This window comes from Flavobacterium aquariorum (genome assembly GCF_003254745.1).
Taxonomy (GTDB): Bacteria; Bacteroidota; Bacteroidia; order Flavobacteriales; family Flavobacteriaceae; genus Flavobacterium; species Flavobacterium aquariorum.
Window position 1 is genome coordinate 68,535 of the sequence record NZ_QKXH01000002.1, and the last position, 13,524, is coordinate 82,058.

Consider the following 13,524-nt stretch of genomic DNA (forward strand, 5'->3'; position numbering starts at 1 on the left):
TAAACTAAAAATAGAAAATCAAATCACTTTATTTGTAATTTTACTGTCATACTTACCGAATCAAATATGAGCACTAATTCATTTACAGAAAGTCCATTCAAAACCCTAATTTCATTTCATAAATTGATAGAAAATTTAGAGGAAATTGCTGCAACCAATGTAGATTACCGCTCCAATTATGCCAAAGCACTGCTGAAAGAAATAGCGCCTTTCCCTGAATTCAGAGATGGGATTGAAGATTTGGGATTTATCAGGCAACATGAAACACTAATACACAATTTACTCGCAGACCTATTCCCTACCGCATTAACGCACAACGAGATTAAGGCGATTAGCATTCCGTTTCAGAACATCACTTTTAATTATACAGAGAGGTTTAAAAAAATTCTTCAAAATGCAGGGATGACATTTGACATGGAAATACGTGATTTTGAAGAGAATCAATTTTATATTTTTAATTGTATCTTAATTTTAAACGCATATTATGGTCAGCATTTTGACTTCAACAGACCTTTATTTTATGATATTCCCAGCGCAGATGGTATCATGAACCATTACCGCATTTTGTATAATGCTGATTTTATAGAAATTATCCCAACTAAAAATGCACCCGACCTTTCTCAAGACGACATAGATCTTTTGATGAATAACTACGACAACATTAAATTGTGGAAAGCAAAATTCCCTATCGAAAGCTGGATTCTAAAAGGTTTTGGAATTGTAAGTCTTATCGATGTTACAAGAGAGAATGCTATATCCAACTTAAAGAGTAATCTTTTAAAGTCCGAATCCTCAAAAACAAAATCAAACTTGGATTTTGAATCCATTTTTAGATCTATTTTTAAAATTTCCGATTTGAGAATTGGTTTCACCATATACAATGAGGAAGAAGAAAAATTCACAACCCCGTCTCATGAAGAGAAAGAAATGAAAAGTTTCATATTAAACGGACTAGAGGAAATTGATTGTAAAAATACTATTTACGGTTGTTCACTTGAAGCTATTTTAGAAGAAAAAAAGTCAATAATAATTGGTGATACAGAGCAATTTGCACAAATTTCCGGAAATGAAAAACTCGGGCAATACTTATTAGATCAAAATATCCGGAGCTGTATTTTTTCCCCTGTCATAAAAGACAACAACATACTTGGAATTATAGAATTGGTCTCGGCAAAGCCAAAGGAACTCAACACCATCAATGCAACAAATTTAGAATTGATTTTACCCTATCTCATCGATACATTAGAAAGGTATAAAACCGATATGCAATACCAGATTGAAGCCATTATACAAAGAGAATATACAGCCATTCATTCCAGCGTATATTGGAAATTTAGACGAGAAGCGCTCAAATATTACCAAACAAACAGTCCCAATAAAGATTATATTTTCAAAGAAATCATATTTAAAGAAGTCTACCCACTTTATGGGCAAATTGACATTAAAGGTTCCTCCGAACATCGAAATGAAACGGTAAAAGAGGATTTGAAAAACCAATTAACCACTCTTATACAACTCCTTGAAAAGCAAAAATCAAATGAAAGTCTTGTTTTATTGGAACAAAGAATATTCGAACTGCAATCATTTGCTCAACAGCTTGAATCGTCATTAAAAGCAGACACTGAGCAACAAATTCAGAATTATATCGAAACTGAAATTCACCCGATCCTGAAAAACACTAAAATGGATATTGAAAGTGGAAGAGCTACGAAAAACTATTTTGAAAGCTTGGACGAAAAAACAGGAATGTTTTATCAATCGCGGAAGCAGTTTGATAATGCAATGTCCGTCATCAATAAAAAACTAGCCGCAGTATTGGATAAAAAACAAGTGGAAGCCCAACTGATCTATCCACATTATTACGAACGATTTAAAACCGATGGTGTAGAACACAACCTCTATATTGGTGCATCGATTGCACCAACAAAGCCATTTAACGCGCTTTATTTGCAAAATCTAAGATTGTGGCAACTGCAAACTTTATGCGAAATGGAAATAGAACACCACCAACTCAAAGCAACTTTACCATATGAATTGGACGTTACTTCGTTGATTTTGGTATTCAGTTCTCCTATTTCTATTCGATTTAGAATGGACGAAAAACGATTTGATGTAGATGGAACTTACAATGCCCGATATGAAGTGGTCAAAAAACGAATTGATAAAGCCAATATAAAAGGAACCAAAGAACGAATCACCCAAAAGGAAAAAATTACCATCGTTTATTCTCATAATGCTGAAGAAAACGAATATTTGAAATACATCAAATACCTACAATTCAAAAATTTACTGGAACCCAACATTGAGCAATTTGAAGTTGAAGAACTTCAAGGCGTTTCAGGACTGAGAGCATTTAGGGTAAAAGTAGTTAACAATAACCTCGAAAGCTACGTCCAAAACAACACTTACCAAGATTTATTGAATGAACAGAATTAACCACTAATTGTTTTGAATGCCAATACAAAAGCGATTACTGAAAGCACAATTCCAATCATAAAAATATTATAGGCAATTCGCAATAATCGGTATTTTTTCTCCAAAACGATTCCTAAATAATACAAATCCTTAATCATTGAGTTGTATAGATATTCCCTGTCTTTCATCATCTCGTTCATCGCCCATTTATAATCCTCCAAAGGCATTTTGTAAAAATTACCAAAGAAAAGGAGATTCACTTTTTTCTCCTCAATATCTTTTTTGGTAAAAACCCCTTTGGTCACTTTTGGCCGTGTCGAAAGAATGGCAAAAATAATGGTTATTACACTAGACATCAACATAATAAAAGTCGGGATAACTAAATGCACATTTTTTGGGCTGTCCAATTTTGGAATCAATGTAGAGAGTGCTATCGAAATAATAATCGCATTTACAGAGAGCAAAATATTAGCCTTACTGTCGGCAATACCGCTCAAACGAGTATGATTGCCTAAAGTAACTCGAAACAAAGTATCAATGCCTCGCTCCGGTTTTTCTTCTTTTATTTTTTGCTTATTTTCTTTGGGTAATTCTTTACTCATTTTTTTTATTTTTTTTCGAAGTCGTTTTATGTTTTTTTCTTTTAAGGGCTGCCAATTTTCAATCGCATATGGTGTATAAAATTGGTGAACTTTTGACAAAAAGAATTCATTTTCTTTGGCCCATTCAATATCGGTAAACACTTTATCTTCTATATTTTCCCATTCTTTTCTTAAACCTTCACATTCAAAAATATAATCATCATTCAGAATATGATAATAATCCGCATCCTTTATTATTTTTTCCAAAAGAGTTTGAGGTACATATTCTTTGGCTGTTGCTTTGATTAAATCGGAAATTTTGGCAATATATTCCTCGGACTTTCCTTTTTCTTTTAAAAAATGTGTTGCGATTTCGGTACTGGAATCTTCATGTTTTGTACAACCATTTGCATATCCTGTGTCATGAAACCAAGCGGCTATCAGTAAAATCTCTCTATCCAAAAGAGAAATTTTTTCTTCATCACACAATCTGTTTACAGCATTGACAACACCTGTTGTATGATCAAAATTATGATACGTATATACACTGGAGAGCTTACTTTCCATTAAATGGGAAACAAAATCCTGAACTTGATTTACAAGAGTCATACATTAGTTTTTATCCGTCTAATTTATGAAATTGTTTTTTGAAATTCATTTTATGCCAAAGAATAAACAAAAATTTATGTAATTTTTGGTTTTCCACATTTTATAGGTTTGAATTTAAAAGTAAGGCCGATTAATCAATTACCTTTAAATACATTTTCTTAATTTCGTTTAAAAATTATTAAAAAACTCGACATTTCGCTAAATTTAAAATAATAAAATACGCAATAAGCCTATTGTTAAACCTTATTAAAAAAGGTATGATTCTTGAAATTATATAGGTAAGAACATACTAGTTTTTGATTACTGGATAATCAAAATAATATTAAATACAAAATCATGATATTGTTTTCAAAAAACTGTTCAATAATTTTAAGCTTCTTTTTTTTAATGTTGCTTATTCAATCTTGTGCTACACACCAAGCCCAATATGGCAAAAACCTAGAAAATCATGTCATCCAAAATGAAACAGATTCTTCAAAAATTGCACACACATTTTTCTTAGTTGGGGACGCCGGAAGTCCTAACAAAGAAAAAGCCAAAGAAACATTTTCATTGCTTCAAAAAAGGTTAGAAAATTCAAATAAAAAAAGTACGTTATTGTTTCTTGGCGACAATATTTATCCTAACGGATTTCCGAGTGGCGTTTTCCCAGAAGAATATGCAGAGGCTCAAAACAAACTTACAAAACAGTTAGAATTATCCAAAAATTTCAAAGGAAAAACCATTTTCATCCCAGGAAATCATGATTGGAACAACGGAACTGCTGGTTTAGAGCGTCAAGCGAAATTTGTAACGAATTATCTCAATGATAAAAAAGCTTTTTTGCCTCAAAAAAATTGTGGTTTAGAAGAGTTAAAAATTGACAAAAACATAACTTTAATTGCTATCGACAGTCAATGGTTTCTAGAAGATTGGGACAAATATCCAACTATAAATGATGATTGCAGCATCAAAACCCGTGAAGATTTTTTTGATGAACTGGTAAGTATTTTAAATAAAAATCAAGACAAAACGATAGTCCTTGCACTTCATCATCCGCTGATGAGCAACGGAACCACCGGAGGGCAATTTTCAATGGAAAAAGAACTCTTCCCTTTAGAGCAAAAAATTCCATTGCCAGTTATTGGTTCTCTACTCAATTTGACGCGAAAAACATCGGGTATCTATCCGCAGGATATCCAAAATAAAGTATATCTCAATTTTACAAAACGAGTGAAAACACTTTTGCAAAACCAAAGAAATGTCATTGTAGTTTCGGGCCATGACCATAATTTACAATACCTAAGCAAAAACAATATCAGACAGATCATTAGCGGTGCCGGTTCAAAATCAGAAGCTGCAAAGGCTGTGAATCCAAATGATTTTTCGTACGGAGGAAATGGCTATGCAACATTGACATTATATAAAAACGGAGAAACCAAAGTTTCCTTTTATGGAAATGAAAACCAACAGGAAAAACTACTTTTGGAGCAAACCATTATAAAAGTTCGAGATACCGTTGCACCAAAAAAATTACCCACAAAATTTGCCACAACAACTACAACCTCGATTTATTCTAATGAGATGACTCGAAAAAGTATCTTTCATAAATTCCTTTTTGGGTTACATTATCGAAAATATTATAGTTTGCCAATTGAAGCCAAAACGGCCACTTTGGACACCCTTTTTGGCGGAGTCAAACCTACAAGAGAAGGTGGCGGACACCAATCAAAATCATTGCGACTGGTTGATGACAATGGTAAAGAATATGTAATGCGTGCCCTCAAAAAAAGCACCTCCCGCTTTCTGCAATCAGTGGTTTTTAAAGATCAGTTTGTTTTAAATCAGTTTGATGACACTTATGCCGAAGGTTTTTTGTTTGATTTTTACACCACCTCCCACCCTTACACTCCATTGGCTGTTGGAAATTTAGCAGACAAAATTGGTGTTGCACATACCAATCCTCTTTTATATTATATTCCAAAAGAACCTATTTTAAAAGGTTTCAATTATAATTTTGGTGATGAACTGTATCTAGTGGAAGAACAATTATCCGGCAATCAAAAAAACACAAAAAGTCTCGGAAATCCATTAGATATAATCAGCACCGATGATGTCATGAAAAATTTGCATAAAGATGAAAAATACACCATTGATGAACCCGAATATATTAAAGCCCGATTATTTGATATGCTTATTGGTGATTGGGACCGACACAGTGATCAATGGCGCTGGGGCGAATACAAAGAGGATGGAAAAATAGTGTACAAACCCATTCCGAGAGATCGAGATCAAGCCTTTACCAAATATGATGGAGCTCTGTTATCGTTATTAATGAATATGCCGGCGTTACGCCATCAACAAACATTTAAAGAGGATATAAAAAATGTAAAATGGCTGAACCGTGAACCCTATCCACAAGATATTGCGTTCCTAAAAACAGCTGATGAAAAGGAATGGATAGCACAGGCCAAATACATTCAAGAACATCTTTCGGATGCCGACATTGATGGTGCTTTTACTAATTTACCCAAAGAAGTCCAAGACGAAACGATCGAAGACATTAAACGCAAACTTAAAATAAGAAAAACGAAACTTCAAAACTATGCTAAAGAATACTATAGAGTGTTACAAAAAACGGTTCTGATTGTTGGAACAGATAAAAAAGACAAATTCACTATTGTCCATACCTCAAAAAACAACACAGAAATTGCAGTTTACAGACTCAAAAAAGAAGGTGATGAATTGCTTTACACCAAAAATTTCACTGCAGCTAAAACCAAAAACATTTGGATTTATGGTTTGGATGACGATGATGTATTTGAAGTAAAAGGAGACCCTAAATCGGATATAAAAATTCGGTTGATAGGCGGACAAAATAAAGACAGCTATACTGTTGAAAACGGAAAAAAAATAAAGATATATGATTTTAAATCCAAACCGAACAGTTACACTTTGGACTCTAAAACCAAAACCTTTTTGACCGATGATTACGAGCCTAATTTTTATAACTATGAAAAAGTAAAATACAATGCTTTTGCAGGATTCCCTTTTGGAGGCTACAATCCAGATGATGGTGTGAAATTAGGCATCGTGGCAAGCTACACGGTAAACAAATTCAATCAATATCCATACACCCAAAGACACTTATTAAAAGCCAATTATTTATTTGCCACCAGCGGTTATGAATTTACTTATAACGGCTATTTTCCAAAAACTTTAGGCAAATGGGATTTCGAACTAGAATCAAAATTCACGAGTCCTAACTTCACCATTAATTATTTTGGCTATGGAAACGAAACCGTAAACAATGATGATTTTTATGGAATGGATTACAATCGGGTTCGATTGAGAACGCTAAAAGCAGCACCATCCATCAAAAAAACTGGTCGCTATGGAAGTGAAATTAATCTTGCCACCACTTTTGAAAAAATAAGAGTCGAAGAAACTACCGATCGTTTTATCAACATGCCTGGAGCTGTAAATCCAAATGTTTTTGATAACCAACAGTACGTGGGAGTCATAATCAAATATAGTTTTGAGAATTATGATGTTCCATCGCTACCGACAATGGGATTTGGATTTTCGGTGGCGGGCAGTTGGAAAATGAATGTGGATCATACACAAACCAATTTTCCGGCCTTAGACGCAAAAATTAATTTCAACCATAAAATTGACCCCAAAGGTCAGCTTGTTTTGGCTACTATTCTTAAATCTAAAGTATTGTTCAATAATAATTTCGAATTTTATCAAGGCGCAACTTTAGGTGGTGATTATGATTTAAGAGGTTTCAGAAACGAAAGATTCTTGGGCAAATCTTCTTTCTACCAAAGTACAGATCTACGTTGGAACATCGGCAAAATTAAAAAGAGTATTATACCGATGTCGTACGGAATTTTAGGAGGTTATGATTATGGAAGAGTTTGGCTAGATGGCGAGGACTCCCATAAATGGCATCAATCTATTGGTGGCGGGATATGGATAAATGGCCTCAATGTAATTACAGGACGAATTACCTATTTCAAAGGTACCGATGACCGTGCCAGAATTACTTTTGGTTTAGGGTATGGCTTTTAGCTTTGAAAGATTCACTTCATAGACTTTTCCGCCAATTTTATTGGTCTTTTCATCAGCAATAATCAAAGTTTCATTGCTCTTAAAACAAATCGCTTCTTTTTGCGAAAAATGATTTAATTTCAATTGCGACTGTTTTCCTTTTAGAAAATCATCTCCTTTAAAATTCTCCAGCAGAACAATTTTATCATGGGTCAAAAGAACTACTTTGGAAGCATCGGGGTTAATGGCAGCACTAGTAATTGCACAATGATTATAGTTGTCGCATGTTTTTAATTTCCCGATTAAAACGGCTTGGTGGGAGCCCGCTTTATTTGGAATTTTATATACTAAAACGGTGCCGTCAAATCCTTTGCTTCGGTTTTTGGTGAAGAGGTAAAAATTGTTTTTATATTCAAAAAAACCTTCCACATCAAAGAATAAGGCAGTCTTTTTGGGCGGAAACATTTTTTGTTCAGGATAGGAAAATGAGATTTTATAAGCTGGAATTGCATTCTTGTGATTTAACGAATTTTTATCAATTCTATAAATGCATAAATCTTTTCGAACATTGTCATTGTTACCAAAATCACCTATATACAGATTTCCTGATTTGTCTTTTGTAATGTCTTCCCAATCTATATTTAAGGTATTTTCGATAGTTACCGTTTTCTCGATTGTGCCATTTTTGGCATTTAACCCATAGATTTTATTGTCATTGCCACTGTCTTCCAAAGTCCAGAATAAATTATTTTTTTCGGTATAAATAATCCCGGAAACTTCTTTTAGCTTTTTTGGTAAACTATAAAGTACCGCAATTGTTTCAGAACCGTTTTGACAGGCTATCAAAATAAAAGCAATTACAATAGAGAGAGAATTTTTCATAGATTTCTTGACTGAACACAAAAATAACTCATAATAGCTTACCATTTTCAATTAATAGAATGATAATCATTGATATTTTTATATCATAAAGCCCCATCCTCTCGGTTTGGGTTTCTAGCTTCAATTTTAGTCATACTGCTCGATTGCGCTATTTCGCAAAAAACTACAATTCGTTCCTTTATAATTTCTTAATCAAGATATCGTTTAGAATTGGGGAATCCAGCAGGATTGATATCGTTGATTACAAAATGTTCTGCTCCTTAAAATTCAATTACACATAATATTGGTCCATAAAAAAAGTCCCAAACACTTTTACCTGTCTGGGACTTAATCACAATTATAACAACCACATTATTTCCATCCACCACCTAGATCTCTGTAAACAAGGACCGAGGCGTTTAGTTGTTCTTTTTTAGTATCTATCAATTCAAGTTTGGATTCCAAAGCATCGCGCTGTGTCATCAAGACTTCAAAATAATCTACTCTGGCTGATTTAAACAAATCTCCTGCCACATCGATTGAACGATTCAAAGCAGCTACTTGTTGGGATTTTAAATCATAGCTTTTTTCCAAATTATTGATTTTGGAAAGTTGAGTTGAAACTTCTAAATACGCATTCAAGATCGTACGCTCATAATTATACAAAGCCTGAATTTGTCTGGCATTGGCCGAACTGTACTCCGCTTTAATAGCATTTCTGTTAATCAAAGGAGCTGCAATATCTCCGGCTAATGAATACAACAATGACTCAGGAAGCGTAAACAAATAGGACGGTTTAAATGCATTTACACCAATAGCTGCAGTTATGTCAAGCGAAGGATAAAACTCAGCACGAGCTGTTTTAACATCTAATTTTGCAGCTTCCAACTCTAATTCGGCCTGTTTGATATCAGGGCGGTTAGCTAAAAGTTGGGACGGAACCCCTGAGTTAACTTCAGAAGGCAACAAATTCACAAAACTAGATTTATCTCTCTTAATTTCTTGCGGATATTGCCCTAGCAAAAAGTTGATTTTATTTTCCGTTTCTTTTATATTTTGAAGAATATCAAACTCCATGCTTTTGGAAGCCAAGACCTCAGCCTGGAATTTTTGAACGGCCAATTCAGTTGCTCTTGATGCTTCCTTTTGAATTTTTACGATTTCCAAAGCATTACTTTGTAATGCAATGTTCTGTTTTACGATATCCAATTGACTATCCAAAGCTAACAATTCGTAATACGAATCAGCAACTTCAGAAATAAGATTAGTTATTACAAAGTTTTTACCTTCAACAGTAGATAAATATCGACTCACTGCTGCTTTCTTTGAATTGCGCAGTTTTTTCCAGATATCCACTTCCCAATGCGCATAAGCAGCAATTTTCAAATCTCCCAACGGGTCTGGCATTTCCTTACCAGGAAGTATTTCAGTTGAAGCATCTCCAGCTCCCTGACTGGTATATCTACCCACTTTTTCTATCCCTGCTCCTGCCCCAACGCCAACACTTGGCAAAAGAAGACCTTTCTTCACACGAATATCGTTCTTTGCAATTTCTATTTCCTGCAAAGTGATTTGCAACTCCTGATTGTTTTTCAAGGCGGTGTCAATCAAATTCACCAGATTTGGATCCTTAAAATAATTTCGCCAAGGAGTAGTCGAGGTATTGGTCGTGTCTGTACTCTTTCCATAAAATTCTGGAACTGCTTTAGTTTCTGCCAATGGAGCTAAAGCTGGAGTACAACTTACCGCCGCTAGGCAAATACCTAACGGGATAATATATTTAAATGACTTTTTATTTTGCATGATTATCGTCAAATTCTTCAGTTAATGGATTTTCTTTTTGATTTTTTACATAGGTAAATCTTTCAGCTATTCTTCCGAAAATGTAATACAATCCAGGGATTATAAATACACCACATATTGTTCCTATCAACATTCCTCCTGCTGCTGCAGTACCAATGGTTCTGTTACCAATTTTACCTGGCCCTGTTGCAAATGCTAATGGAAGCAAACCTGCGATAAAAGCAAATGAAGTCATTAAAATAGGTCGGAACCTGGCTTTTGAACCTTCCATAGCTGCTTCGAACACCGATTTTCCCGCTGCATGTCGCTGAATAGCAAATTCGACAATCAAAACGGCATTTTTACCCAGTAAACCAATAAGCATTACCATGGCAACCTGAGCATAAATATTGTTCTCCAAGCCTGTAAATTTCAGCAAAAGAAAAGCGCCAAATATTCCTGCAGGTAACGATAGAATCACCGAAAAAGGTAGTATAAAACTTTCGTATTGAGCAGCTAAAACTAGGTAAACGAAACCTAAACAGATAAGAAAAACCCAAATAGCCTGGTTCCCTTGTGCTACCTCATCAGCAGAAATACCTGCCCAGTCAATATCATACCCTCTAGGTAATTTTTCAGCAGCAACCTCTTGAATAACTTTAATGGCAGTTCCGCTACTATATCCTGGAGCCGCAGCACCACTAATCTCAGTAGAAGTGTACATGTTATGTCTGGTAATTTCCGATAGCCCGTACACCTTTTCTAATTTCATAAAAGCTGAAAAAGGAACCATTTCATCACGGTTATTTTTCACGTATAGCTTTAAAATATCCTCTGGTAAGGCACGATATTCTGGCGCCGCCTGAACAATAACTTTATAATTAATTCCGTATTTAATAAAACTGATTTCGTAGTTACTTCCCACTAACGTAGACAAGGTATTCATCGCATTCTCAATGGAAACCCCTTTTTGTTGTGCCAAGTCATTATCTACTTTCATCATATATTGAGGAAAACTGGCACTATAGAAACTGAATACATTAGATAATTCCTGACGTTTATTCAGTTCTTTTACAAAATCATTATTAATCTTTTCCATCTTTTTGTAATCGCCTGAACCCGTTTTATCCAATAAACGAAGCTCAAATCCTCCCGCAGCTCCATATCCTGGTACCGCTGGTGGCTGGAAAAATTCGATATTAGCACCTGGAATATCTTTCGACTTTTCTTCCAATTCTGTCATAATCTCTTGAACAGATTGCTTTCTGTCGCTCCAGTCCTTAAGATTGATCAAGCAAGTTCCTGAATTAGATCCTGTACCTTCGGTCAAAATTTCATAACCCGCCAATGAAGAAACTGATTGTACACCTTCAACTTTTTCGGCAATTTTTTGCAATTTCACCGAAACATCGTTTGTTCTTTCTAATGATGATCCTGGAGGCGTCTGAATAATAGCATAAAACATCCCTTGATCTTCATTTGGAATAAATCCAGACGGAACCGTACTACTTACAAACCATGTTCCTGCACAAAATACTAAAAGCACTACAATAGTAACTGCTCTTCTATTTACTATCTTTTCAAGTACATTTTGATATTTAGTTTGAGTAAGGTTGAATAAATTATTAAACCCATCTATGAATCTATTTACAGGTGTTTTCTTTTTAGGTACTCCATGATTATTTGTCAACATCATCGCACAAAGAGCTGGCGTTAATGTCAATGCCACAACTCCCGAAAGAACAATCGCTGTTACCATTGTAATAGAAAATTGTCTGTAAAACATCCCAACTGGACCAGACATAAACGTAACAGGAATAAATACAGCTACCATCAGGAATGTAATCGCAATAATAGCACCCGAAATCTCGTGCATCGCTTTCTTAGTCGCTTTTAACGCCGACAGATGTTCTTCTTCCATCTTGGCGTGAACAGCTTCGATAACCACAATGGCATCATCGACGACAATTCCAATGGCCAAAACCAATGCAAAGAGCGTAATTAAGTTTAGTGAAATATCAAAAAATTGCATGAATGCAAAAGTTCCAATTAACGAAACTGGCACAGCAATAGCAGGGATAACCGTAGAACGCCAGTCACCCAAGAAAAGAAATACGACCAATCCTACCAAGATAAAAGCTTCAATCAAAGTATGAATTACTTTTTCGATGGAAGCGTCCAAGAATTTAGAAACATCATACGAAATTTCGTAATTCATTCCTTTTGGGAATTTTTTCTTGATGGTTTCTAATTTAGCCTTCAAATCTTCAATAACTTGATTGGCATTACTTCCAAAAGATTGTTTTAGTACGATTGCTGCAGACGGCCTACCATTTAAGTTCGAATAAATATCATACATCGAACTACCAAACTCTATATTGGCGACATCCTTCAAACGCAAAATTTCACCGTCTGGATTTGATTTCAATATAATATTAGCATACTGCTCTTTGGTGGTAAACCTTCCAGAATATTTCAATACATACTCGAATGCTTGGGAACGTTTTCCAGATGCTTCTCCGGTTTTTCCAGGTGAAGCTTCCAAACTTTGACTTGATAATGCTTCCATTACCTCATCTGCAGAAATTTTATAAGCCAACATACGATCAGGTTTCAACCAAATACGCATCGCATATTCACGTGTTCCTAAAATATCCCCAGATCCAATACCGTTTACCCTTTTTAATTCGGACAGTACATTGATATCGGCATAATTGTACAAAAACTTTTGGTCGGTATTTTTATCTGTACTATAAAGGTTAACGTACATCAGCATACTAGGAACTTCACGGGTAATTTTAACACCTTCTCTAACCACTAATGGTGGCAACTTATTCGTAACCGAAGCTACACGGTTTTGAACGTTAATAGCAGCTTGGTTAGGATCAGTTCCTAAGTTGAATACTACTTGGATACTTGCCTCGCCATCATTTCCTGCATCGGAAGTCATGTATTTCATTCCCGGAACTCCATTTAATGCTCTTTCTAAAGGAATAACAACCGATTTAATCATCAATTCCCCATTAGCACCTGGATAATCAGCAGTAATATTCACCATTGGTGGTGATATTGACGGAAATTGGGTGATTGGCAAATTCATCACCGACAACACCCCTAAAAAGACAATTATAAGCGATATCACTATCGACATAACAGGTCTTTGGATAAATTTATCAAACATTTGTTTCTATTTTTTTATGATTAAACCAAATTCATTTTTTACATAGTAAATGAATACTGA

General features: G+C 34.8%; 6 protein-coding genes. 2 read left to right on the forward strand and 4 right to left on the reverse strand.

Annotated elements, in window-relative coordinates; all coding sequences use genetic code 11:
* The first annotated feature begins 66 nt into the window (after window positions 1-66).
* On the forward strand, window positions 67-2,436 hold the full coding sequence (locus tag DOS84_RS02895; protein WP_111408620.1) for a GAF domain-containing protein: 2,370 nt from the start codon (window positions 67-69) through the stop codon (window positions 2,434-2,436).
* Here the strand turns inward: DOS84_RS02895 and DOS84_RS02900 are convergent.
* A complete protein-coding gene (locus DOS84_RS02900; protein WP_111408621.1) occupies window positions 2,433-3,605 on the reverse strand; it encodes a Pycsar system effector family protein in 1,173 nt (390 codons plus the stop codon). The genes DOS84_RS02895 and DOS84_RS02900 overlap by 4 nt on opposite strands.
* A gap of 387 nt (window positions 3,606-3,992) precedes the next feature.
* Here DOS84_RS02900 and DOS84_RS02905 point away from each other — a divergent pair, with 387 nt between their 5' ends.
* The gene (locus DOS84_RS02905; protein ID WP_243636310.1) at window positions 3,993-7,661 is read left to right on the forward strand and encodes a metallophosphoesterase; all 3,669 of its coding nucleotides are present in this window, start codon (window positions 3,993-3,995) and stop codon (window positions 7,659-7,661) included.
* Here DOS84_RS02905 and DOS84_RS02910 read toward each other — a convergent pair.
* The 3 genes from DOS84_RS02910 to DOS84_RS02920 form a co-directional block, all read right to left on the reverse strand.
* Window positions 7,644-8,522: a hypothetical protein gene (locus tag DOS84_RS02910; protein WP_111408623.1), complete on the reverse strand. Its 879-nt coding sequence runs from the start codon at window positions 8,520-8,522 to the stop codon at window positions 7,644-7,646. The two genes, DOS84_RS02905 and DOS84_RS02910, sit on opposite strands and share 18 nt — an antisense overlap.
* Window positions 8,523-8,873: 351 nt before the next feature.
* Entirely contained in the window at window positions 8,874-10,304 is a 1,431-nt protein-coding gene (locus DOS84_RS02915) for a TolC family protein (protein ID WP_165830387.1), read from the reverse strand.
* A complete protein-coding gene (locus tag DOS84_RS02920; protein WP_111408624.1) occupies window positions 10,294-13,464 on the reverse strand; it encodes an efflux RND transporter permease subunit in 3,171 nt (1,056 codons plus the stop codon). Before DOS84_RS02920 ends, DOS84_RS02915 begins: the two co-directional genes overlap by 11 nt.
* Between the last annotated feature and the right edge of the window lie 60 nt (window positions 13,465-13,524).